The sequence below is a fragment of the Rossellomorea vietnamensis genome (genome assembly GCF_025398035.1).
Taxonomy (GTDB): Bacteria; Bacillota; Bacilli; order Bacillales; family Bacillaceae_B; genus Rossellomorea; species Rossellomorea vietnamensis_B.
The window spans coordinates 1,810,918-1,832,531 of record NZ_CP104558.1; the positions used below are offsets into that span (position 1 = coordinate 1,810,918).

The window sequence follows — 21,614 nt, forward strand, 5'->3', positions numbered from 1 at the left end:
TCATGACTCTGCTTCTTCATCCCGTTGATACTCAAGCAAATCTCCCGGCTGACAATCAAGGGCTTTGCATATCGCGTCGAGCGTGGATAAACGAACCGCCTTTGCCTTCCCGTTTTTCAGGATCGAAAGGTTGGCCATGGTGATTCCCACCTTTTCCGAAAGCTCCGTCACACTCATTTTCCGTTTCGCAAGCATCACATCAATATTGATTATAATTGCCATAATTTCACCTCAGACCGTTAAATCATTTTCAGATTTGATTTCGATGGCATTGTAGAGTAGCTTCTGGAGCACCGCCGCAAAAACGGCAATGACGGCTGAACCGAAGATGAAAATCAGCCCGATCACGATAATGCCCGGTGCGTCCTCCACCTGCGCCATCACATAAAAGAGCGGCAATCCTGCTACATAGAAGAGACTGATCACAATGGCACACTTCTTGATTATCTTCAACGCCTTCACGGATGTCCCAGAGAATGCGTTGTGCCGGTCAATCAACATTAACAATTTAAACGCCTGAAACAACGCTGTGTAAAAAGGAATCGCCGATGCATACATGACTGCCAGCATCCCATAAACGACATAGGCTACCTTCGAACCCGCCGCTTCCATTGCGATCAGTGGTAATCCGATCAAACATAAAGCGGCAATGGGAGTCGCAATAAGAAAAAGGGCAATCTTCAAAAAAAGTGTTTCCCGTTTCATTCATAGCACCTCACTTGATAATATAATATGAATTTAACATGTTGTTTATCGATTTACAATAAATTTTTATTATTTTTTAAGATATGTTTATTGATAATTAAAAAGCACCCCCTTATGCGTGGGGATGCTCACCAACCGGAATCCAGATGTCCATTTCATATTCACCGCTATCTTCTTTTCCAAACAAATGCGCGTTTACCACTTCAATCTCGGGCATTCCTTTTTCAATAAGATATCCTTCCTCATCGAAGACCTTCCACAGCTTGTGGTAGGTTGCAGAAATGTTTTGGGAAGGACCCGTATGCTTGAATACGACGTATTTCTGCTTCTTGAAAAGGTGTACCGTCACGTCCTTTCTCATTCTTCGAAAAGCTACAGAATCCATCTCCACCCCACAGGTGTAATAGTAGTCATCGCTTCTTGGGGGAAGGCAGACTCCTACAATCTGATCCACCTGATCCGTTGTGATGAATTCCTTCGCTTTCTCCCATAGGCCAGGTATCGGATACGCAAAATCTCCACCCCAGCTTCCCGGAGCGCTATACCCGACCACAACAAAAGCTTCCTTCACCATTTCTTTAAACTCCATCCCTCTCCCGCCTTTCATCTCACATGCACTCTACTAATATAGTAGAAATTTCAAAAACCCTCCTGTCCATTCTTGCACATGATAGACAGGTGAGGGACGGACCTTTATGGGCGGGAAATCAATAGAGTTCAAATGCCTTTTAGAGGTCCGTCCCTCAAAAAAAGGAGACCGACCATTGGCCGGACTCCTTTAAGATTATTCATGCGCGAGTACTGTGCGCGATTGTTTTCTTTCCTGGAAATAGTAGAGTACGAGTGTTGCAGCAACCAGGATTCCCATGATCATGTACAGTGACCGGTAGCCAGTCAAGGGAATCAGGAAGCCGAGTACATACGGTCCGAACCCAAGTCCTGCATCCAGGGAAATGTAATAGGTTGATGTGGCGAGCCCGACACGCTCAGGTGGAACGGCCTTCACGGCAATCGCCTGTGTGACGGATTGCATATTACCAAATCCAAGTCCGATCAGAACACCTGAAAGAAGCAGGATCATCGTGTTACCTGCAGCGCTCAGCAGGAACAATCCCGCCGCGAACAGGACAAACGCAGGCAGCATGACGGCCTTGGCCCCTTTTGCATCCATCAGTCTACCTGTAAACGGACGCGATACAAGGATCGCTACGGCATAGACGACAAAGAACACGCTCGCTGCTTCTACAAGGTCGATGTCGATGGCATAGAAATTAATGAATGACAGGACACTTGAATAAGCAAGGGAAACGAACAGTACAACAAGTGCAATCGGAAGTGCCTTTGGTTCAATAAAGCTTGAGAGACTTAGACGTTCTTTCTCCGTTCTCTCCCCTGCCGGTTTCTTGACAACCGGGATTCTCACAAACAAGGTGAAGACATAGCTAATGACCCCAAGGGCAAGACAGAAAGCAAAGATCGTATGGAAGCTTGCATGCTGACTTAAGAACAGTCCGAAGAATGGTCCAACAGCAGTTGCGAGCGTGATGCTCATACTGTAGTAACCGATTCCTTCCCCTTTCCGGCTCGCAGGAATGATTTCCGCTACGATGGTACCGGTCGCCGTACTGACCATCCCGAGTGCAACCCCGTGAAGAAAACGGGTAAGCAGTAGGAAACTGATGCCACCCTCCACAAAATACAGGCATGATGTGGCAATGAAAGCGATCATGCCGACAAACAACATTTTTTTATTTCCGATGGTCGTGATCATGCGGCCAAGGAACAAGCGGCCAATCAAGGTCCCGATGATGAAGATCCCGGTCACTAGTCCCGCCTGACTTTCCGATGCACCGAATTCATCCACGGCATAGACCGCCATGGTGACAAGCAATAAATAAAAGATAAAATAGATGAAAAAGTTAGCGATAGACATGAGCGTGAAGTCCTTCGTCCATAGCTTTGACTGTGTCTGACTCATCTGTAAAACTCCTTATCTGTTCAAGTTTTCTTTGATTTTTTTCATCATTTCCATCATCTCAAGCTGCTTCTCTTCGCTGATCCCTTCCATGATGGTCTGTTCAAAACGGTCGATGGTTTTGCGGGCACTCTCATACACTTCGATCCCCGCCTCCGTCAGCTGCATCCGCTTTTCACGACGATCCTTTCCGGGAATACGCTCGATATAGCCCGCTTCCTCCAACTGATGAACCGTCCTTGTAATGGTCGGCTTCTCCACACTCTGATAGTTGGAGATCTCCACATTGGAAGCAGGTCCGTTATGATAAAGATTATATAAAATCGTCCACTGAGCCCTATGCAGACCGTGTTCATTCAGCTGAACGTTCAATTGATTCTCAAATGGCCTGTAGAGCCTGATCAGCTCCTGAAAAAACTGTTGTTCCGATTTCATTTAATGGATCCTCCTTTTTATATAGTTATCTTGGGTAATAGTTATCTTAGGTAACTATTATATAGTAACAGATGATTGTTGGGTTGTCGAGAATGGAGAATGAACTGGGGGTAACATGCTTCATTAAGAAACAAAAAATTAGCCCTTCTTCGTAAGGCGTAGGTTAACTTGGACGAACCAAGTCAGAGCTATAATACGAAAAGGGCTTGTGTGGATTAGTATGGGCAAAGGTAGAATGAAATATTCAGATGCACAAAAAAAGCAGCATCCGCTGCTTCTGTTCTCTTATCCTATTAATTTCTTGGATCCACATAATCCGGATAGTCTGTTATAATCGCATCTACTTCCATGTCGAACAAAAAATCCGCGGCTTCGTGACTGCGCACTGTCCATGATCCAATTTGCATATCTAAAGAGTGAACGTCTTCCACCACTTGTTCTGTCACGATTCCATAGCTTGGATTGAACCATTCTGCATACTCAGAGATTTCTTTTAATGCTTCAGGTGTCGCCTGCGACTGACTCCAGGCTAAAACTCCGATTGGAACTTTTGGAAGGAGTTGATCCATCTTTTTCATAGAGTCAAAATTAAAGGATTGAAGAATAATTTTTTCATTTTGCGGTGTATCGAGGTGACGTTCCTTTAATGCATCAGCTACTTGTTCCTCAATACCAGGATAAAGCTCCGGAGACTTCATTTCGATTAAAATCCCTACTTTTCCATGATAGCGATCCAGGACCTCTTCAAATGTAGGAATCTCTTCTCCTGCAAATTGTTCGCCTTTCCAACTGCCTGCATCAAGACTCTTCATTTCCTCGAGTGTCAGATCCCCTACTTTTCCCGATCCATCGGTTGTGCGATCCACTGATGTATCATGGATGACAACCAATTCACCATCTTTGCTTCGTTGAACATCGATTTCGATATAATCCGCCTTCATATCGACTGCCAAATCATAGCTTGCGATCGTATTTTCAGGTGCATAGGCTGCCGCCCCGCGATGTGCAATATTCTCTACTTGCTTTTTCTCACCTGCTGACGGTTCCTCTGCAAACGCCTGGCTGAACGGACTCAATAATAATGAAACCGCAATTCCTGTACCGACTAAAAACTTTTTGTTCATATTCTTCCTCTCCTATCCCTAATATGTATTCGACTACATTTTAGGGAAGGGATGTTAAGTGGGTATGTAGTTCGGTACCCATCTTAATAAAGGTTGTGTGAAGAAATTTCGATCTATTTTCTTAGGGATTTTTACAAAAAAGGAAAAAGTACCGTGATGTAGTATTATTTGCTTATCATGCAGCCTACTTCAAAGCATTCATCTCCCATACTTTCTCCTCTCCGGTTTCCATATCCTTCACCTTAAACTGATTCTTCCGGACCTCCTCTTCTCCTATAACAATCACATTCCGTACCCCTTCTTTATTTGCTTTCTCCAAGAGTTTTCCTAATTTCCGGCTGCTCATCTCAACTTCGACAATATAGCCTTTTTTCCTTAAATCATTTGCCACCCGTAAAGCTTCCTTCCCGGTACCAAGTGGAATGACGTAATAGTCAACGGTGGCACTTTTCTTCCCATTTTGCTTAGTCGTCATGATCGCTGCATATATGACATCCAATCCAAAGGAGATACCGACGGTCGAGACATTTTCACCTGTTCCCAATAGACCACCGATAGCATTGTCATACCGTCCTCCGCTACCGATGCTTGATGTGATGGACCCATCCGTTAAGAATATTTCATAAATGGTTCCCGTGTAAATTTCCAGACCTCTTGCCAAAAAGGGATTAAACACGCATTGTTCGTTGATTTCCAGGAAGTCAAGATAGGAAGTCAGTTCCTTTAATTCATCCAATCCTTCCCTGATTTGGCCGTTTTGATCGGCGTATGACTCGAAATAGCCCAATCTGTTATTGTCACAGTCTGTTAAAAATTGTTGTATCAATCGGCTAGTACTGTCCGCAATGGACAGTTCAGAGAGTTCTGAGATGACCGACTCGACACCAATCTTTTCGAGTTTATCGAGGATCAAGACTGCTTGATTGATTTGATCCGCTTCCACACCGAACACTTCAAGCATCCCCGTCAGCAGTTTCCGGTTATTATATTGAATGGTCACCTTCATATCGAGCTTTCCGAATGCATCCAGTGCCATCATCATCAGCTCTGCTTCCGCTACCTGTGATTCGACGCCAACTATATCCACATCGCACTGAGTGAATTCCCTGAACCTTCCCGCCTTGATAGGTCCGTCCCTGAACACTTTTCCAATTTCATAGCGCTTGAACGGCATGGGGATGGTCGGGTTCATGGCCGCCACCTTGGCAAAAGGAATCGTGAGGTCATATCGCAGGGCGAGATCCCTTTCTCCCCTATCCGTTAAGGTATACATCTCTTCCAGGATCTCAGCACCACCCGCATATTTTGAAGCAAGCAACTCTGTGTAATTCAGGATAGGGGTCTCGAGGGGCTTGCAGCCGTATTGGATGAAAACGTCCTCCAGAGTCCTCCTGACTTCCCTTCGGATCACTTCCGCCTCCGGTAAATAATCCTGTGTCCCTTTGACATTTTGATAATCCATCTTCTTCATTTTCATCTTTCTTCTCCTCCTTTTTTGTATAAAAAAAGAACCGCACTTGATAAGCGAATAACTTAATCAAATGCGGTTCTATGGGAAATAACCTTCCTATGTGCGATTGTTAAAAATCGGATAGCAAGGTTACTTGTTATGATGATGGAATTGTGTGAATGAGCATTGCTTGTTGATGAGAGTCATATTTATCCACCTCTTATTTTCATATATGTTATCACGGCGGAAGATGGTTTTCAATATATGTTGATGATTTATCGGTAACTATTCATTTCCCCTTTTAAAGGCGTCAATGATGAGAGAAGGAGCAGCTAGCCTTTCTCCCTGATTTCTTGGATCGAACTTCTTGGATCGGAAGATGACCCCGTCAGCACCATCCCAGTTATTTTGATGGAACTGTCCGCTTTCGTCACAATACTCTAGTAACCTGACTTCAAACCCTGCAGCTTCAAATAACTCAGTTAATAATTTATAGTTGTAGACAATCTTATGACTCGCTGCAGGATGATCTTCCGGTCCCGGACCTCCTATCTGCACAATACTTTGATAGGTTTCATCAGGAAAATATCCATCAGGCACAGCACATCGAATATACCCAGACCGCTTAAGGTACTTCATACATATCCTTGTTGCCTGCAGACCTTCTTCGTATGTAAGGTGTTCCCAAACATGCTCTGCTAATAAAACGGATATCGAACTTTCTTCGAACATGTTCTGCCACGTCGTTTCGTCCAGTAAGTTCAGGTCTTCTTCCTGGGTATGCAGCCAGCCGGGATTATTATGATATTCTCCTGCGCCGATCACGACTTTGAGTTCTGTTTGGGTATTGTTCATTTGGGTTACCTCACTTTCTAATCTAAAAACTTATTGGTCTCCTTTACAAACCTTTCTGTTTCCTCCAAGTCAGGAAAATGGGCACTTTCCCCAAATTGAATCAGAGTGCTATTGGGCAGGTTGGAATGGATCAATTTCGAAATGGGCAAACCAGTATTTCGGTCAAACACTCCTGTCATTATGAGTATCTGATGATGGATTTCCTTGAGACGTTCAAGAAGGGGGACTTCAAGCGGCCTGTTCGTGAGGGTACGGTTCATGAGACCAGTGTTAACGAGATTGCTTTCTTCCCACAACCCTCGATTTATTTTGGCGATTTCCTGATTTTCAAATAATAATAGGTCCACGATTTCGGGACTCACCATCTCCCATACCTCGTTATAGATTGTGTCAAGAGTCCCTTCCGTTTGAAAGCACGCTGATATTTTGTTGATTAGATTTGAATCCCCAATAGACAAAAACCCGGTTACTTGCACCATTTTCTGAATGTCTGTATTGAGAAGACTTGGAGCTGACAGGATGATTTGGTGAATCTCTTCAGGTAAGTGATTGGCAACCTCTAGAGCCAGCTCTCCGCCAAATGAGTAGCCAAGAAGGTCAACCCTTTCAGCACTTAACCATTCCTTCAGTTCTTTGAAATCCTCAATCAATACGTCAAGTGTATATTCATCATCAGCGTAAGGCTTATCCGATCTTCCACACCCGCGTTGCTCATAGTAAACAACCGTCCTTGCATTTGACAATAACGGGCCAGCCGTCCTTTCAAACACATAATGATTGCCACCTGGTCCCCCATGGAGAATGATCAAGGGGGTAGTCCGGTTTTCAGCGCCATCGATTTTAACCCAGTGATTGATTCCATTAAGAGGTACTGTGAATTCTCCGTTTTTGAGGTTGGGCATGGTGGTGTCTCCTTATAAGTTTCAGTTCAATACTTCGAATCCCTCAAAGCAAATCCTGCCTTTACCGCAGGCCACTCCTCATCAATGATCGAATACAGAACGGCATTTCTGACATAGCCTCCTGACAGGATCCTTTCTTTTCTCAGAACTCCTTCTTTCACGGCACCTAACCGTTCAATTGCCTTCTGGGAACGGAGGTTTCGTTCATCTGTTTTAAGCTGAACCCGCATCATCCCCAGTTCTTCAAAACAATAACGAAGAATGAGATACTTACAGCTGGAATTCACGAAAGACCTCTGATTTTCTTTGCTGTACCACGTTGAACCGAGTTCACACGATTTTTGTGAGAGGTTGATTTCGAACAATCTGGTTGACCCAATGATTCTATTTTGTTCTTTTAACACAACAGCAAAAGGCAAGGCAGTTTGTTGATCCCGTAGCCGGACGGCGGTTGTTACCCATTGGTCCATTTGCTCGAGGGTTGTGATTTCGTTAAACATAAAACGCCATATCTCCGGATCGTTTGCTTCAAGGAGAGCAGCGGAATGATGAACCTCCAAGGGTATCAATTTAATTTTCTCGTTTTCTAATGCCGGTGGGGAATGAAAGATATTGTTTTTCATATGTCCTCCTATTTTTGCATTCAATTTGAGGTCCGTCCCTCACTTTCGCTCGAGTTGAAACTCTTCTATTATCTTCTCGGCAACTTCTTCGGGGCTCATATCCGTATTGTTGATCTTGATATACTTCTCTCTTTCTATTTCCCCTTCAACCGAATTCAGGCGATGGGTGTCCAGGGAAGCTAGCAATCGCTTCTCGGAGTCTTCGATATTTCGCTTCGACGGCTTATGCTGCAGTCGGTTCGGTGTGATGTTACGCTTCAGTCTTACTTCCAGATCCGTTTCAAGCTCCACGAAATAGACTTCTGCCCCATTTGATTCAAAAATGTCTGTGACCTTCTCGACCCACTTCCAGTCCTTTTCTTCGTTAAATGCCCACATAAAGGTAAAGATCATCCCGTACTGATCTGTTTTTGAGAAGGATTCAAAAATTTCGACTCTCAGCATGTTGCAGATTCTCCACATTTCTTCCGAGAAACCAAAGAAAGGTTGTAGCAATTCGATGGTCATATGATTGTGGAATAGTTTCAATTCTGTTCGTTTTTCTAACTCTTGACCTACCGTCATTTTCCCGACGGCCTGGGGTCCGAAAAGTAAGATGAGTTTCATTGGAGTGCCCCCTTTTGGGTTATTTGCTAGTAAATCGCTTGATTTTATTTTTATTTAAGGACCAGCTTTTTTGTTCATGAACAAGATTTGTCAGTGGTCTTCTCCATCCTCTTTTCTAGCCAACTTTATGTTTTCAAAATGGATACTCTTCATTCCCTCAAAAAAGGGGTATTGTTCGCGACAATGGGTTTCGAGCTTTTCCCCACCCTGTAAAAGATGATTGATATAGTAGGTTGATTCCGTGATTCTCTTCATGATCTCGTCCGGATTATTTGTCACAGATCCATGCCCAGGGACATGTACCTGAATAGAGTGAGTTTCCAGAATCGTTGCTGCCTTTTTCATCGTTTTCTTATAATCTATGTAACTGCTGAAAATGAAAGGGAACTCTACATCGGATAGATAGTCACCTGATAAGAAGATGCCTAAAGGTTCAATAACCGTGAAAAGGCCATCGTGGGTGTGGCCAGGTGCTTTGTAAAAAGTTAAGGAAAGTGAGCCGATTTCGAGCCTTTCTCCGTCGTGGGATATGGAGTGATCCACTGATGGATAATGGGGCTCGTAGTCCCTATTAATATAATATCGCTGGTCAAACTCACTGACCTTCTGCATGATTTCCTTTTTGTGTTCGTGATGCTTGAATTCTTCTGAAGCGATCACCTTTGCTTCCGGAAATGCCCCGGAACCGATGATGTGGTCGAAATCACTGTGCGTGTAGATGATATAAAGCTGCTTGGCACCTAATTCACTATCCACATACTCCCGAATGGCTTGGACTTCATTTGTAAGCCAATTGGGATCAGTCAGGATCATCACGTCGCCGGTTTGTATGACTGCGGATGTTGTTTGATATAACGAGCTTTGGAAAACGGTTAGGTAATCATTTTTGAAATGAATCATGGGTCGCCTCCTTCTGTCCATTTGAATTTAGACTCTTAGCAAATCCGGTACTCTTGGCCACATATCCTCTCTTGCGATAAAAAGCATGTGCCTTTAATCTCTCTTCCCTGTTCCCGCTATTCAGTCCGATTCCTTTAGCACCAATATGTCTGGCCCATCTCTCAGCTTCAGATACTAATTCATGGCCTATGCCCATGTTACGAAAGGCTGAATTGACAACCAGGGCGACAATCCGCACATAGCAACCATCCATTTCGTAGTAATATCCTTTCGTCAGCCCAACCATTCCGGCCACTTTCCCTTTCACTTCAGCTACTAAGGTAAGATAGTCAGGGGTGGAATCGATTTGGGCCATTCTTAACTTCATCTCGTCCAAACTGGTGGGATAGCCAAGCTGATCCATTAATATGGCCAACTCTTTCACATCACTTTGAGTTACTTTCCTAATCTCCATTTCTCTCATCCTGCAATGCCTCCGTTGATCCAATCATTCTTATTAATTACTCCATCTCATTCCCATACTTCTCAGGCAGCAATTCCAACACATTACATTTCACCAATTCACCCCGATAAGAAAGGATGACATCAGTTTGTGTCCCGTAGTCACTGATTAACTCCCTGCACATCCCACAAGGCGCGACGACCCAGCATTTCTCGATATCTTCGTGTGGATGGGGGTGGGCGACGGCGACAATGGTTTCGAATTCATGGTCCCCTTCAGAGATGGATTTCCCAAGAGCCATCGCTTCGCCGCAGACGGTGATCCTGCCGACGTTTGCTTCGACGTGGACAGCTGCATAGACCTTTCCCGATGTTGCTCTGACGGCTGAACCGATGTGATGCCGACCGTACCGGTAATTCGTTTCTATGACTCTTTCTGCTTCTTTGATCAGTTCATAGTCTCTTTCTTCTAAGGGTTTAACGTTTAACATGTTGCACTTCCTTTTTTCATATTTGTTCTAAAATCATTTCCACTACCTCATCCTCCGTCATTTCATCCGTCAATTGCACTTCTCCATCCACACGGAGATAGTCCTCTGCATTCCACCATGCACGTAAAGAATCCTCCCCGAATTCTGTCCTTTTTGAACGGGCGTTATGTCGGCGGACGGTTTCTTGAAACGATAAATCGTAGTAGTATGTATGGGCTTTTCCGTTATAAAATTGGATTAACTGCCGAAGCATATCGCCGTAGCGTTGTTCAGTGAAGATTCCTTCCACTATGACGTTTTCACATTTCCCTCTGCCGTATTCTGCGATCTGCCTGATCAGGTCCATGGACAGGTTGCCGTCCCGGTCCTGTACCTTTAACATGTCGCGGCGGACGACATCTTGGGAAACAAGGAGCGTCCCCCTTCCAAAATGTTCTTGAAGACGTTTGGCGGTCGTTGTTTTTCCGCTGCCGGAATTTCCTCGTATGATGATCAATGTTGATTCCATAATTCCTCCCAGGTGGTTATAGCTGTATAGTGTATTTTTTCAGTAAATCTTTTAATGCCGGTCTTTCATTTCCATCCCTGCCCACCACGTGCGTTGCCGTAATCAATGAATTCAATACTGCTTCTTCCGTCGCTTCTCCAATGGCGCGGAATGCAAGGTCGATTTCTTCTTCATGGATCATCGGGGCGGACATGCATTGGGACGTATGGTCATGGGGGATCTTCGTTGCCGTCGAGAAGCCGATGACCACTTCGCCGCTCCCGGTTGTGATGATGGAGCCTGTACGGGATAATCCTGTGATCGTCCGCTTGATGATTCGGTTGAGCTGTCTTTCTGACACGGGGAGGTCCGTCCCTGCAATGATGATGATCGAGCCTTTGTCCTGTTCTTCGCGGGTTTGGAGGATTCTCTCCTTCAGTTCTTCGCCGACGGCCCTTCCGTTTATGGTCAGGTCGCTTAGTATCCCGAAATTTGTCAAAACGAGGATACCCATTGTGTAGGTCCCGTGTTCCATCTTCATGATCCGTGAAGCCGTCCCGATTCCGCCTTTAAGGGAGTAACAGAGCATGCCGGTACCGGCTCCTACCGTCCCCTCTTCAACGAATGACGAAGTGTTTTCCAACGCCTGCCGGACATGGTCTTTCGTGATGAAACGTGCCCTAATGTCGTTTAAAAACATGTCATTGCACTCACACACCACGGGATTGACGGTCCCCGTCGTTCTGCCGATCTCAGGATTCTGTTCGAGCATGTAATCGAAGAGGGCGTCGGCGGCTGTACCGATGTTCAATGTGTTCGTTAATAGAATGGGAGTTTCCAAGGTTCCAAGTTCATTGATTTGAATCGTGCCCATCGTCTTGCCGAACCCGTTGATGACATGGGTGGTGGCGATGAGCTTCTCTTTGAATAGGTTTCCCTGGTGAGGCAGGATCGCCGTGACGCCCGTTTGCCCGTCATTTTCACTAAGGGTGACATGACCGACCGTTACGCCTTCAACATCAGTAAGAGAATTATTGGGACCCGTTTCTAACTTTCCTATTTTCACTCCGTAGTCCCGGATTCTTTTTTGTGCAGGATTGTTCATCGTGGCCCCTCCATTAGGTGAATATTCCGAAAATTTTGGTTGTGAAGAAAGCTAGTCTTATACATACCAATTATTCCAAAATATTCATATAAACTCAATCCTTTCTTGGGTAATGACATTCCTCGCCAGGTAATCATGCGGGATTATAAAAAATCGTGCGGGTTCTGGATTTTTCATGCGGGACTGAAGGTAATCGTGCGAGACTGGATTTAATCATGCCGGTTTCAAGTGGAATCAAGCCTCAACGTCGAATCTTCTTAATTTGGATGCACCAGAAAAAACGGCTTTGACCAATAAAGGTCTAAACCGTTTTTCACGTTTCAACACGCGGAAATTCAATGACAAACTCAGTACCGACCCCTTCTTCACTTTCCACTGTGATTCGCCCTTTGAAGGAACGGATGATTTGATAGCTGACCATCATCCCGAGCCCGGTACCCTTTTCTTTGAGAGAATAATAGGGAGAGCCGAGGCGGTCGACTTGTTTCGGGTTCATGCCGATTCCCTGGTCTTTGATGGTGATCCTGATGTGTCCGTCTTCGGATGAATGACAGGCGATCCAGACGGTTCCACCATCGGGCATGGATTCCACAGCATTTTTCAGGATATTGATTAGGGACTGGTTCAGCTTTTGAGGATTTGCTTTAATCCAGCAGTCATCCGCTACATCGGATTTGAACTCCACCTGCTGGTTTATGCTGAATGTTTGAATGAGCGTGGTGACTCTCTTTAACTGTTCACCGACATTGATGGTCCCGTATGTATTCATGGAGGGCTTGCCGAACGCCAGGAAGTCGTTGATGATTTCATTGGCGCGGTCCAATTCTTCAATAGACACCTTAATATATTCTTTTTTATGATGAGGCAAATCCGGCTCATCGAGTAGCTGAAGAAAGCCACGGGTCACCTGCATGGGGTTTCGGATTTCATGGGCAAACACACTGGTCAGCTCACTGATCATCCTGAATTTCTCCGCATCCTGGACCTCTAGCCTCAGCTGATGGGTCTCGCGGATTTTTTCAATTAATACCGTACAGAAACAGGTAACGGCCACGGTAAAAAGAAGATGGATACCCTGTACTTTCAAAACGGGGAGTGAGATTCCATTCATAAGACTGAACACCGTCATGCCACAGAGGCAATATAGGAAAGATAATCCCGTTGCAATCATCACTCTTCGATCCTTTTTCTCCCGCATAAACATTCGTTGAACGTACAAAATGACAGGCAGGGTGATAACGAGAACAAGGATTGTCGTATAGAGTCCCATGGTGATTCCCGAGGTCATGCGATAGAATATAATCAGGGCGGACAGAAATAACCCCGGCCACATCCCGAGGTACAATGTCCCGAGAAGGAGCGGAATAAATCGTAAATCGAGGCGGTCTCCTCCCGCATATTCCACTGGAAATGACATACATAACACGATGGACACTCCCCACAATAGGGCTACGAACATCTTGATTGTGCGGTCATTCTTTACTTTTTCCAGAATAAAGGTGAAATAACTGAATATCGGTATGATCATGAGGGTGAGCTGCAGCAGGAAATCTTTCACTATACTCATCTGGGCACCATTCGCCTTCTGTTTATATATGGTTCTATTTTAACAAAAAATCAGATGAAGATAGAGAATATTTCAACAATTTACGACATTTTTAGATTCTTCCAATATAGTCTGCCTGTCCGGCCGGATTTTCGTGAAGAAGATAATGGTCCTCCGCAAGCCAGTATCTTCTCTTATACTTCTCGACCCTGGCCCGCTCATCCCCGAGATAGGTGTCCCGGCCGATGACTCTTTCGGTTCTGAGTTCGGGTGGACAGTCTAGAAAAATCACAAAGTCAAAGAAATTGCGCCATTCCTTCCGCTGCAGGAAGACGCCTTCAATCAGGACCACCTTCACCCCGTCAATCTGAATGTTTCTCGGTACAACTGAGTCCGTATTGGATTCATAAAAAGGTAAGGTGATAGAGTTAAAGTCTCCATGTAACCTTTGGAAAAGCTCTTTCCGAAGCTGTTCAACATTCCACTGAAGGGCGTAGTATTCATACCATTCCTCGTACCCTGTTCCATATCGTTCGCTCTTTTCCACAATGAAGTCGTCCATGTGAAGGATGACCGCGTCACACTTTGCAAACATGAATGCTTGTTGCACCTTTCTGGCAAGGGTCGTCTTCCCCGAACCACCCAAGCCATCGACCCCGACGATGAAGGGACGGTTGGTCGAAGAGCGTCTTGTATAATGTGCGAATAATGTACGCATCACTTGATCAATGGCCATGTCCATGTTCCTCCATCATCACTTGGGGTCATATACCTTCCCTACATACACGTCATGTTTCTCGAAAATTTCTTTTTCAAACTCCTCGCACCACTTCTCCACTTCCTCGAGATTATTTGTTTCAAATACCTTTTGATCCCAAGCCATTTGGGTCGGCCGGTCTTTGTCTGCACGATACTCATCGAAGAATATGTAATAAGGTTCTTTGGCTTTTGTGAAGCTGGAATACTTTCTGATTTCATCCCATTCTTCTTGATGTACATCCTTGTAGCGATCTACCCTGCACAGGATCTGTCCTGGATGAAGGAAGGAATGACGCTCGGCCAGATCCCACAGTGGTTGATCGGCTTCACCAAATTTCTCTTCGTCTTCGTCTTCCATTACGACATAGCTGTAAATTTCGTAACGATTTTCCTGCAGTGGTTCCGGCTTTGATGCTTTCTTCAATAAAAAGATGATCAATACTACTATGATGCCAATGATAAAATAAACCATTTCATCCTCCCTTTTTGAATGTTTTCCTCAAGTTCACTACATGATTGGGATTCTCCTCCCACCTTCTCATAAGTTCGAGCTGCTTCACCTTCAAATCGGCATACGGCTCTTCCAGTACGTCGACTTCGTTAAGTTTTCGTTCAAAGATGCCGGCAGCGTTAACTCTCTTATATCCGCCAAATCTTTCCCCATCATTCAGCAGCCACACTACTCTCCTGATTTTAGAGAAAAGGATCCCGCCGGTGCACATGAGACACGGTTCCACAGTAGTGTAGATCGTTAATGTCTCACCTTCTATTTTCGCTTTGAATATGGACGAACCGGCATTTCGGATGGCATCCATTTCTGCATGGGCCGTTGCATCCTGGTGAGAATGGACACGGTTTCTCCCTGTGGAGATGATGTTCTGATTTTCATCCACGATGACAGCCCCTACCGGATACGTCTGATCGTTTAATGCTTTTTCGGCTTCCTCAAGCGCCAATTCCAGAAAGAATCGATCGTTGCGCATTTTCCCCCTCCTTACAAAACCCATATACCAATTATTTCAAATTAAGAAGGATAACTCAATGATTAACTCAAAGGCTATTTTCTTTTATAAAAAAGAGGTCTGTCTCCTCCACGTTAAAACATTAACGTGTCAGTGACAGACCTTTTTTACACGAATCTTATTCTTCTGAATCGTGATCTTCGCGCTCTTCATCTTGCTTCTCAACATGGCTCTTGTGGTGTCCATCTTTCTTGTTCACACCAGGAATGCCGGAGATATAGCCGACTCCACCCGTTTCCATGATGCCCAGTGTATCTTTCATCGCTTGTTCCAATTCGTTTTTATCGACTGCTGTGATTTCTTTTTCATCAAGATCTGCTCCAGGATGTTGATAGTTACTTAGGACATAATTCGAATCTTTCATTGAATCCACCGCTCTTAATCCCGTTGCTTCTGCTCCGACCGGGACGGAAAGGATTCTGGAAAGCTTTTTCGTTTGTACATCGTACGCCCACACGAAGTTGTTCGTGTGCATGTCGCTGTCTTCTCCGATGAAGAGTGTATTCAGATCTTCTGAGAAGCTCAGATTGTCAGGGTTTGCTACTAGATCAGGGTTTGCTGTGTTTCCGAGTGTGTCCGGAGAAGAGAGGTCCTCACCCAATACAAATCCGTTCATGCTGGCAGGGACATATTCGCTATCAATCTTTTCATTTCCATGGTCCGCTTGACTGCCTTCAAGATTCAATTCATATGTGACACCTGATTCAATCTTAGGAAGTTGAATGTCGTCCTGAACGGCTCCATCCTGTTTTTCCATGCTTCCTTCTTGATAAGAGATAGCCATATACGCTTTATGGTCTTCCGCGTTGACAGCAAGACCTTCCATTTTGTTGAATTCAGAAGTCGCTCCCAGGATGGTGCCGTATCGGCGTGGTTCTAAGAAAGCCGCCGCTTTTTCTTTCCCTGGTTTCACTTTTAGATATTCCACTGAATCATGGGAATTCGTCTTAACCGCCGTAAAACCTTCTGTTGGTTCTTCCGTTGTTTCGAAAATATCATTGAATGTCACTCCGCTGTCAATGATGTCTGAGATTTCTTTATCGCTACCGTGTCCGAGCTTAATCCAGTTCAAGTCACCGGACCCGCCTTTTTCTGTACCCGTTTGTTCGAACTTGGCAGCGTATAGAGTTCCTGCTGAGAAATCTTCCGCTTTATCGGCTACATACATGAACATCATCGTATTGCCGCCGTCGTCTCCGAATAATGCCGTCTTGTTATCCGGAAGGACCTGCATCATTTCATGGGAGAAGCGCCCGGTGCTGTAATGTTTAACGACTGATGGCTCTCCATCATGAGATACCGAAATTTCCGGAATCCATCCATAGTTGTAAGGATTCGCCTTGGACTCATCGTTAAAATAATACTTGGCAAAGTTGCTTACTTCTTTGTAGGCATCAGATTCTTTATTTGCAAATTCCCGTGCATCCGGTTCATATTCCTCTGAACCAAGATGAGTACCCCAATCCGTAGTGGAACCGTTACACGGATTCCATAGTCCGTCTACACTTGAAAAATCAATCTTATGTGCTTCTTTCACTGAAAGCTTGCCCGATTTCTTATCCTGGTCAAGTTCAGAAAGGGTCATGGAAGCAGGCAGACCGGAAATCTCCTCACCGGCATTGTTCTGTGAATCGTATTCGAAATGGGAAATCATAAATGACTTGTTCCCTTTCGTCAGAAGGCTATTTGAATCTGGAGCATCCGAGATGAAATAGGAAGGATCTGTTGGAACGCTCGTATCCATGATTGGATCACCGTTCACATCGATCGGGGTTCCAGCCGGGATCATTTCTCCTTTGTTTGAAACGATTTTATCCTTTGACAGGTAGAGCTGATCGTAGTTAAGAGGTAATTCTTTTACTGTTCCATCTTTATAAGTAACTTTCACTGTTGCTGTTGTATAGGTTTTCACCATGTTTTTAATCGTGTCAGGAGCTTTCATGGAAGAGAATACAACACTCTCGATTTTCTTGTGTGAATCTTTCTTTTTTTCGTGCTCCCCGTTATCGTGAGCCATGGCTGTTAAGGATGAAGATGCAAGTAATGCCATCGATAATCCGATTGATAGTCTTTTTTTCATCTGTAATACCTCCTCAAGTATTTGCTACTATTCTAGTAAAACATGAGATGATTAAGGCAGTATGAATACAAGAGGGGAAAATTAAAGTCTATGTAAATATCCGTTTACTTTTCCATATCAATTCATGTGTAAATGGACATGGTTCAAAGTATGGTGATCAAAGTAGGAAGACTACCTTTCCGATAAATTGATAAAAAAAAGCGACGGGGCGATTCCCGACGCCATTTCAATTAGATTCAACTGCGGTATCCAATGCATCAAACGGTTCTTTCTCTTTCGAAGTAATCGTATAGACGTTCTTCCCTTTTTGCCACTTCACGACGGTTTCAGGATGTTCCTTGAATCCGTTGATGGTGATGACGCCCTTTTCGTCTGGTGCGGGCAAATAATTTTTTTCTAGATACTCCACCACTTTTTTCGCCATGTCCTCCGCTCCATCATATCCGTCGATGCGATACTCTGGATCCGTCGGAAAGTCGACTTTGATCAGCCAGTCGCCTTCATTCCAGTAAAGATACTCATGCCCGGCTGCCCCTTCCTGTAACCCTTTGATTCCATGGCCCAAATCGATATTCGTCTGCTCTACCTTCTCATACCCATTGATGGCCGCTGCAGCGTCCTCCGCTGATTCATACTCTTTCTTTTGAATCTCTTCATTCTCACTGCTGGTATCACTATTTGCTTTGTCACTACTTCCCCCGGCATCTTCATTATTCTCACTGTCAGCGGCGCTTGTATTCTCGCCGACGGTGTCGTCTCCATTGTTATCTTCATTCGTATCCGTCGAAGTTTTCGTTTGATTTTGATCCTGCGACTGATTGCTTTCGTCCTGATCGGATGCAGTCCCGTCTCCGCTGCAGGCTGATAAAAGAAATGCACTGCCTAGAAGGAGGGCTGCAGTATTTATTTTGATCGACATTTCTGCACCACCTTTTACCGTTTGTATACCACGTTAAAACATATTTATTCAATAAATGGTGGTAAAAGAGTTATCAATTGGATGAAGAAGGGTATGAACAAAAGGAGTATAAAGGGGGAGTTGTTGTACATGAGGATGACCAAGCTCGATTTGATGTCCTGTTTACTATCAAGAGACCACCATTCTTTTAAGAAGTTCTATCAGGATTATGAAACGTTTATGTTTCGCACGGGTTATAGGGTGACGGGGTGCAGGAAGGCGACGGAACAGATGATCCTGATGGTCGTGAGAAATATTTGGGACCAGCCATCTGTCATTTCCAGATCATCGGACCGCTACTTATCAGTTATCCTGCAGAAGTTGATGGTAGACTATAAGAGAAACCAACTTTTAATGGAAGAATAAGAATCCTTGAATAGAAGAGTAGAGGCAAAGTAAACCGGTTAAGAGTAATACCCATCCCCTCCCCTTATGATCCCTCAAAATTTCTTCTATCCCCATGATTCCTATGGATAGACCAAGCATTAACATCATGAGTTCAATCCATTGATATTCCTGCATCACCAGTACAAAGGTGGCCAGGACGAAACCCGCCAAAGAGAAAACACTGCCTAATATCCTTAACACGCATTCACTTCTCCTTTTCCGTGAACAAAAACCACTTATTTTTGTGACACTTCTTCCTCAGGCCTCTTTGCCTTTTTATATTCTTGCACGGACCGTGCCAACATAATGGTCATTCCCCCGATCAGATAGAGCGGCTGACTATCGAAATGATCTTCGATGACTAGATCTTGGAACAGGATAAAGCAGCCATATAAAATCCAAAAGCCGGTGAAGTATATGGCAAACAGCCAGAATCTCGGGTACATTTTTTCTTTTTTCATATATTCGCTCCTTTATTTAAATGAATATCCACATCTTCATCCTTCAAAGCTCCCTGCTTCACGTACCGAATCAATTTCCCCGTTTCCCCTTGGACGCGTTTGACACCTGTTTCACTCAGAAACCAATTATCTTCGTTGGTATTGTCATCATCCACAGGGCATAGGGTGAAGGAAATCCATTCCGGCATATACGTTTTCAGTGTAAGGTGAAGCCTTCTCATATGATAGGAAGTCGTCACGACGAGCAGGCGCCGGGTATTGTGCAGATGAAATTCCCGGTTTAGGACAAGAAGGGAAGCAAGTACATTCTCTAAAGTATGTAGGGAAACTGTTTCGATTAAGATATCTTTTTCCGGAACCCCTAGTGAGATGGCTCCCCTTTTTAATTCTTCGGCTTCTGTATATTCATTTCCCTGCCACTTCACACCACCGGAAAACAAGATCTTACCGGCTCTTCCCTGTTTGTAAAGCTCTACCGCTTTCGGCAATCGGTACTTCACTGCTTTGCTGCTTCCTGCAACAAAGATACAATCCCCTTTTAATTGATCGTCATGAATAGAGGAGAATAATAGTTGTGTCATTTGGTCATATGTGAGATGTTCTTGATTTATTTTAGAGATGTACATTCCGACCCTCGCTGTGTTCTTATTTATTTTGATAGACTCTTTTCTTTTTTTATCGTTTGAAGTGTCAAGATCAACCCTGTAAATCCCGCTAAAAATGACGGAGGGAGACTCCATATGAGATATCGCAAATCTCCCGTGAACAAAGAGACAAAGAAAAAGAGAATGGGAAACCCGACTAATACGATGAGCGACACGAATAAAGCCAATGAATTCATGTTTTTCATAGATAACCTCCGTTTTCTTAATCTTATCACTTTCTATATTTTAACATAATTTTCCTATATGTGATTCTCCCCAACAAAAAAAAGAGGCACTTTTCCAATCAAGAAAAGTGCCTCTTGCTTCATCTTTTAAATAACAGGAAAAGAATAAGGAAAATGATCATTCCCAGAAATAAAAGATATCCCATCCCCATGCTGTATACGAAATAGACTCGTACATGGAGGATGATGCGGATGATATGAAAGATCAGGATGCAAAAGAGCACCATAATGACGATATTGACCTGTCTGTCCCGGTTTCGATACATAGAAATCAGCCCCAATCAAAGAGCTGGCACAAGATGAAACCTTGTACCCTTTGTCTTTCTATATACCTATTTCCCTTTGCCCTTCATTATTCATCAAACATCGATCGCTTCCAGCTGTTTGCGCAGATCTGAAAGCTCAGTCTCGAGTTCGTCTAGTTTCCTTTGCTGAATATCCGTGTTTCTGCCGAAGGACTCGAGCTTCTCAAGGTCCCCCTGAATACGGATATAGTCCAATTTCACTTCGTTTACTTTGTATTCCAATTCTTCTTTCGTCACGTTGGTTCATTCCTTCCATCTTTATTGGTGATCGAATCCTCTCGTATGGATCAGGTAAAATTGCCGTGCCAGAAAAGCAGGGGTATAAGGCATATCATTCCGCAGCCACGATTCAATGGTCCCGATGATTGCCGCCGCGTCGTACCATATGAAGATCTCCTGCTGAATGCCGGCTTTTTGGACGAAGGACGCCTCTCCCCTGCTCTCAATTCTTGTCACGAGCCAGTCGGTAAAAAAGGTGAGGATCCTCTCTTTGAAGATCGGGATTCTCCTCGTCGCTAGGACCGTTTTATAAAACTTCCCATTCAAGGAGATATGTTCAAGGAACCTCTCCAGCACCTTGATATTTTCTTCATGATCCGGGTGCTCGTCCGTTTCCGGTTCTCCCAATACGCTTGAAATCTCGAGGATCATCTCATCGGCCATCTTATCCAGCATATCCGAAATGTCCTGATAATGCAGGTAGAACGTCACCCGATTGATGGTGGCCGCTTCTGTGAGCCGATTGACGGTTAATTTCTCAAGATCCATCTCTTGCAGCAATTGGACAAAGGCGTCCTTTAATAGCTGGCGTGTTCGAAGGATTCTAGGATCGGTCTGTTTCTTCTTATTACCCATATCATCTCTCCTTTCCCCAAGACTAATTGACGATTTCGTTGATTCTGTTTAGTTTTACAGGATTAAACAACAAGGTTTTTCTATGTGTAAACTAATCAACACAACCCACCGTACTGTTCATTGAAAGCTTTCGGGATAGCTTCTATAATTTAATTTATGTTTTGTTTAGTATACTACACATTGTAAATTAAGCCCACGAAAGGAAGTGGAAAGGATTGAGTACCGTTACAAACTCCATAAAAAAAGGACCCGT

General features: G+C 44.2%; 29 protein-coding genes. 1 reads left to right on the forward strand and 28 read right to left on the reverse strand.

Annotated features, from left to right (window positions below; genetic code table 11):
• The 22 genes from N5C46_RS09245 to N5C46_RS09350 form a co-directional block, all read right to left on the reverse strand.
• Complete coding sequence (locus tag N5C46_RS09245; RefSeq protein WP_034762209.1) at nucleotides 1-222, reverse strand: helix-turn-helix domain-containing protein; 222 nt, start codon at nucleotides 220-222, stop codon at nucleotides 1-3.
• Between the two features lie 9 nt (nucleotides 223-231).
• Nucleotides 232-705: a DUF2975 domain-containing protein gene (locus N5C46_RS09250; protein WP_229593200.1), complete on the reverse strand. Its 474-nt coding sequence runs from the start codon at nucleotides 703-705 to the stop codon at nucleotides 232-234.
• Nucleotides 706-817: 112 nt separating this feature from the next.
• Complete coding sequence (locus N5C46_RS09255; RefSeq protein ID WP_261751800.1) at nucleotides 818-1,294, reverse strand: GyrI-like domain-containing protein; 477 nt, start codon at nucleotides 1,292-1,294, stop codon at nucleotides 818-820.
• A gap of 195 nt (nucleotides 1,295-1,489) precedes the next feature.
• Nucleotides 1,490-2,683, reverse strand: a complete 1,194-nt coding sequence (locus N5C46_RS09260; RefSeq protein WP_261751801.1) for an MFS transporter — start codon at nucleotides 2,681-2,683, stop codon at nucleotides 1,490-1,492.
• A gap of 12 nt (nucleotides 2,684-2,695) precedes the next feature.
• Complete coding sequence (locus tag N5C46_RS09265) at nucleotides 2,696-3,115, reverse strand: MarR family winged helix-turn-helix transcriptional regulator (protein WP_261751802.1); 420 nt, start codon at nucleotides 3,113-3,115, stop codon at nucleotides 2,696-2,698.
• A 293-nt stretch (nucleotides 3,116-3,408) separates the two neighbouring features.
• Entirely contained in the window at nucleotides 3,409-4,239 is an 831-nt protein-coding gene (locus tag N5C46_RS09270) for a glycerophosphodiester phosphodiesterase (protein ID WP_261751803.1), read from the reverse strand.
• 184 nt (nucleotides 4,240-4,423) lie between these two features.
• On the reverse strand, nucleotides 4,424-5,710 hold the full coding sequence (locus N5C46_RS09275; RefSeq protein ID WP_261752325.1) for a histidine--tRNA ligase: 1,287 nt from the start codon (nucleotides 5,708-5,710) through the stop codon (nucleotides 4,424-4,426).
• A gap of 264 nt (nucleotides 5,711-5,974) precedes the next feature.
• Nucleotides 5,975-6,544: a class I SAM-dependent methyltransferase gene (locus N5C46_RS09280; RefSeq protein ID WP_261751804.1), complete on the reverse strand. Its 570-nt coding sequence runs from the start codon at nucleotides 6,542-6,544 to the stop codon at nucleotides 5,975-5,977.
• Between the two features lie 17 nt (nucleotides 6,545-6,561).
• Complete coding sequence (locus N5C46_RS09285) at nucleotides 6,562-7,446, reverse strand: alpha/beta fold hydrolase (RefSeq protein ID WP_261751805.1); 885 nt, start codon at nucleotides 7,444-7,446, stop codon at nucleotides 6,562-6,564.
• Nucleotides 7,447-7,472: 26 nt separating this feature from the next.
• Nucleotides 7,473-8,069: a GNAT family N-acetyltransferase gene (locus N5C46_RS09290; RefSeq protein WP_261751806.1), complete on the reverse strand. Its 597-nt coding sequence runs from the start codon at nucleotides 8,067-8,069 to the stop codon at nucleotides 7,473-7,475.
• A 39-nt stretch (nucleotides 8,070-8,108) separates the two neighbouring features.
• On the reverse strand, nucleotides 8,109-8,675 hold the full coding sequence (locus N5C46_RS09295) for an AAA family ATPase (RefSeq protein ID WP_261751807.1): 567 nt from the start codon (nucleotides 8,673-8,675) through the stop codon (nucleotides 8,109-8,111).
• A 90-nt stretch (nucleotides 8,676-8,765) separates the two neighbouring features.
• Nucleotides 8,766-9,575 (reverse strand): MBL fold metallo-hydrolase, encoded by an 810-nt coding sequence (locus N5C46_RS09300; RefSeq protein WP_261751808.1) that lies wholly within the window; start codon nucleotides 9,573-9,575, stop codon nucleotides 8,766-8,768.
• Complete coding sequence (locus N5C46_RS09305) at nucleotides 9,556-10,029, reverse strand: GNAT family N-acetyltransferase (RefSeq protein WP_261751809.1); 474 nt, start codon at nucleotides 10,027-10,029, stop codon at nucleotides 9,556-9,558. Before N5C46_RS09305 ends, N5C46_RS09300 begins: the two co-directional genes overlap by 20 nt.
• A 46-nt stretch (nucleotides 10,030-10,075) precedes the next feature.
• Nucleotides 10,076-10,507: a cytidine deaminase gene (locus tag N5C46_RS09310; protein WP_261751810.1), complete on the reverse strand. Its 432-nt coding sequence runs from the start codon at nucleotides 10,505-10,507 to the stop codon at nucleotides 10,076-10,078.
• A gap of 16 nt (nucleotides 10,508-10,523) precedes the next feature.
• Nucleotides 10,524-11,015, reverse strand: a complete 492-nt coding sequence (locus tag N5C46_RS09315; RefSeq protein ID WP_261751811.1) for a kinase — start codon at nucleotides 11,013-11,015, stop codon at nucleotides 10,524-10,526.
• 16 nt (nucleotides 11,016-11,031) lie between these two features.
• Entirely contained in the window at nucleotides 11,032-12,099 is a 1,068-nt protein-coding gene (locus tag N5C46_RS09320; protein WP_261751812.1) for a DmpA family aminopeptidase, read from the reverse strand.
• A 313-nt stretch (nucleotides 12,100-12,412) separates the two neighbouring features.
• The gene (locus tag N5C46_RS09325) at nucleotides 12,413-13,666 is read right to left on the reverse strand and encodes an ATP-binding protein (protein WP_261751813.1); all 1,254 of its coding nucleotides are present in this window, start codon (nucleotides 13,664-13,666) and stop codon (nucleotides 12,413-12,415) included.
• Between the two features lie 91 nt (nucleotides 13,667-13,757).
• Nucleotides 13,758-14,381: a kinase gene (locus N5C46_RS09330; RefSeq protein ID WP_261751814.1), complete on the reverse strand. Its 624-nt coding sequence runs from the start codon at nucleotides 14,379-14,381 to the stop codon at nucleotides 13,758-13,760.
• 18 nt (nucleotides 14,382-14,399) lie between these two features.
• Nucleotides 14,400-14,876: a hypothetical protein gene (locus tag N5C46_RS09335; protein ID WP_261751815.1), complete on the reverse strand. Its 477-nt coding sequence runs from the start codon at nucleotides 14,874-14,876 to the stop codon at nucleotides 14,400-14,402.
• A gap of 1 nt (nucleotide 14,877) precedes the next feature.
• Nucleotides 14,878-15,387: a nucleoside deaminase gene (locus N5C46_RS09340; protein WP_261751816.1), complete on the reverse strand. Its 510-nt coding sequence runs from the start codon at nucleotides 15,385-15,387 to the stop codon at nucleotides 14,878-14,880.
• A gap of 157 nt (nucleotides 15,388-15,544) precedes the next feature.
• Complete coding sequence (locus N5C46_RS09345) at nucleotides 15,545-17,506, reverse strand: PhoX family protein (protein WP_261751817.1); 1,962 nt, start codon at nucleotides 17,504-17,506, stop codon at nucleotides 15,545-15,547.
• 226 nt (nucleotides 17,507-17,732) lie between these two features.
• Nucleotides 17,733-18,425: a hypothetical protein gene (locus N5C46_RS09350; protein ID WP_261751818.1), complete on the reverse strand. Its 693-nt coding sequence runs from the start codon at nucleotides 18,423-18,425 to the stop codon at nucleotides 17,733-17,735.
• Nucleotides 18,426-18,554: 129 nt separating this feature from the next.
• Between N5C46_RS09350 and N5C46_RS09355 the strand changes: the two genes are divergently transcribed.
• Nucleotides 18,555-18,830, forward strand: a complete 276-nt coding sequence (locus N5C46_RS09355) for a hypothetical protein (protein ID WP_261751819.1) — start codon at nucleotides 18,555-18,557, stop codon at nucleotides 18,828-18,830.
• On the opposite strand, the gene N5C46_RS09360 is transcribed toward N5C46_RS09355, so the two are convergent.
• The 6 genes from N5C46_RS09360 to N5C46_RS09385 all read right to left on the reverse strand — a co-directional run bounded on the left by N5C46_RS09360 (nucleotide 18,816) and on the right by N5C46_RS09385 (nucleotide 21,361).
• Complete coding sequence (locus tag N5C46_RS09360) at nucleotides 18,816-19,052, reverse strand: DUF3953 domain-containing protein (protein ID WP_261751820.1); 237 nt, start codon at nucleotides 19,050-19,052, stop codon at nucleotides 18,816-18,818. The two genes, N5C46_RS09355 and N5C46_RS09360, sit on opposite strands and share 15 nt — an antisense overlap.
• Before the next feature lie 35 nt (nucleotides 19,053-19,087).
• On the reverse strand, nucleotides 19,088-19,312 hold the full coding sequence (locus tag N5C46_RS09365; protein WP_261751821.1) for a hypothetical protein: 225 nt from the start codon (nucleotides 19,310-19,312) through the stop codon (nucleotides 19,088-19,090).
• Entirely contained in the window at nucleotides 19,309-19,938 is a 630-nt protein-coding gene (locus tag N5C46_RS09370) for a YdcF family protein (RefSeq protein WP_261751822.1), read from the reverse strand. The genes N5C46_RS09365 and N5C46_RS09370 overlap by 4 nt, the downstream gene beginning before the upstream one ends.
• Before the next feature lie 23 nt (nucleotides 19,939-19,961).
• Nucleotides 19,962-20,162: a hypothetical protein gene (locus N5C46_RS09375; protein ID WP_261751823.1), complete on the reverse strand. Its 201-nt coding sequence runs from the start codon at nucleotides 20,160-20,162 to the stop codon at nucleotides 19,962-19,964.
• A gap of 398 nt (nucleotides 20,163-20,560) precedes the next feature.
• Nucleotides 20,561-20,743 (reverse strand): SE1832 family protein, encoded by a 183-nt coding sequence (locus N5C46_RS09380; RefSeq protein WP_061808884.1) that lies wholly within the window; start codon nucleotides 20,741-20,743, stop codon nucleotides 20,561-20,563.
• 21 nt (nucleotides 20,744-20,764) lie between these two features.
• Entirely contained in the window at nucleotides 20,765-21,361 is a 597-nt protein-coding gene (locus tag N5C46_RS09385) for a TetR/AcrR family transcriptional regulator (RefSeq protein WP_261751824.1), read from the reverse strand.
• Between the last annotated feature and the right edge of the window lie 253 nt (nucleotides 21,362-21,614).

Excerpts from the sequence above, each read along its gene's own strand:
- N5C46_RS09245 (WP_034762209.1), bottom strand. The coding sequence starts at position 222 with ATGGCAATTATAATCAATATTGATGTGATGCTTGCGAAACGGAAAATG.
- N5C46_RS09340 (WP_261751816.1), bottom strand. The coding sequence starts at position 15,387 with ATGCGCAACGATCGATTCTTTCTGGAATTGGCGCTTGAGGAAGCCGAA.
- N5C46_RS09320 (WP_261751812.1), bottom strand. The coding sequence starts at position 12,099 with ATGAACAATCCTGCACAAAAAAGAATCCGGGACTACGGAGTGAAAATA.
- N5C46_RS09345 (WP_261751817.1), bottom strand. The coding sequence starts at position 17,506 with ATGAAAAAAAGACTATCAATCGGATTATCGATGGCATTACTTGCATCT.
- N5C46_RS09255 (WP_261751800.1), bottom strand. The coding sequence starts at position 1,294 with ATGGAGTTTAAAGAAATGGTGAAGGAAGCTTTTGTTGTGGTCGGGTAT.
- N5C46_RS09385 (WP_261751824.1), bottom strand. The coding sequence starts at position 21,361 with ATGGGTAATAAGAAGAAACAGACCGATCCTAGAATCCTTCGAACACGC.
- N5C46_RS09325 (WP_261751813.1), bottom strand. The coding sequence starts at position 13,666 with ATGAGTATAGTGAAAGATTTCCTGCTGCAGCTCACCCTCATGATCATA.
- N5C46_RS09275 (WP_261752325.1), bottom strand. The coding sequence starts at position 5,710 with ATGAAGAAGATGGATTATCAAAATGTCAAAGGGACACAGGATTATTTA.
- N5C46_RS09315 (WP_261751811.1), bottom strand. The coding sequence starts at position 11,015 with ATGGAATCAACATTGATCATCATACGAGGAAATTCCGGCAGCGGAAAA.
- N5C46_RS09350 (WP_261751818.1), bottom strand. The coding sequence starts at position 18,425 with ATGTCGATCAAAATAAATACTGCAGCCCTCCTTCTAGGCAGTGCATTT.
- N5C46_RS09370 (WP_261751822.1), bottom strand. The coding sequence starts at position 19,938 with ATGTACATCTCTAAAATAAATCAAGAACATCTCACATATGACCAAATG.
- N5C46_RS09265 (WP_261751802.1), bottom strand. The coding sequence starts at position 3,115 with ATGAAATCGGAACAACAGTTTTTTCAGGAGCTGATCAGGCTCTACAGG.
- N5C46_RS09270 (WP_261751803.1), bottom strand. The coding sequence starts at position 4,239 with ATGAACAAAAAGTTTTTAGTCGGTACAGGAATTGCGGTTTCATTATTA.
- N5C46_RS09355 (WP_261751819.1), top strand. The coding sequence starts at position 18,555 with ATGAGGATGACCAAGCTCGATTTGATGTCCTGTTTACTATCAAGAGAC.
- N5C46_RS09290 (WP_261751806.1), bottom strand. The coding sequence starts at position 8,069 with ATGAAAAACAATATCTTTCATTCCCCACCGGCATTAGAAAACGAGAAA.
- N5C46_RS09260 (WP_261751801.1), bottom strand. The coding sequence starts at position 2,683 with ATGAGTCAGACACAGTCAAAGCTATGGACGAAGGACTTCACGCTCATG.
- N5C46_RS09300 (WP_261751808.1), bottom strand. The coding sequence starts at position 9,575 with ATGATTCATTTCAAAAATGATTACCTAACCGTTTTCCAAAGCTCGTTA.
- N5C46_RS09280 (WP_261751804.1), bottom strand. The coding sequence starts at position 6,544 with ATGAACAATACCCAAACAGAACTCAAAGTCGTGATCGGCGCAGGAGAA.
- N5C46_RS09285 (WP_261751805.1), bottom strand. The coding sequence starts at position 7,446 with ATGCCCAACCTCAAAAACGGAGAATTCACAGTACCTCTTAATGGAATC.
- N5C46_RS09375 (WP_261751823.1), bottom strand. The coding sequence starts at position 20,162 with ATGAAAAACATGAATTCATTGGCTTTATTCGTGTCGCTCATCGTATTA.
- N5C46_RS09295 (WP_261751807.1), bottom strand. The coding sequence starts at position 8,675 with ATGAAACTCATCTTACTTTTCGGACCCCAGGCCGTCGGGAAAATGACG.
- N5C46_RS09305 (WP_261751809.1), bottom strand. The coding sequence starts at position 10,029 with ATGGAGATTAGGAAAGTAACTCAAAGTGATGTGAAAGAGTTGGCCATA.
- N5C46_RS09335 (WP_261751815.1), bottom strand. The coding sequence starts at position 14,876 with ATGGTTTATTTTATCATTGGCATCATAGTAGTATTGATCATCTTTTTA.
- N5C46_RS09365 (WP_261751821.1), bottom strand. The coding sequence starts at position 19,312 with ATGAAAAAAGAAAAAATGTACCCGAGATTCTGGCTGTTTGCCATATAC.
- N5C46_RS09250 (WP_229593200.1), bottom strand. The coding sequence starts at position 705 with ATGAAACGGGAAACACTTTTTTTGAAGATTGCCCTTTTTCTTATTGCG.
- N5C46_RS09310 (WP_261751810.1), bottom strand. The coding sequence starts at position 10,507 with ATGTTAAACGTTAAACCCTTAGAAGAAAGAGACTATGAACTGATCAAA.
- N5C46_RS09330 (WP_261751814.1), bottom strand. The coding sequence starts at position 14,381 with ATGGCCATTGATCAAGTGATGCGTACATTATTCGCACATTATACAAGA.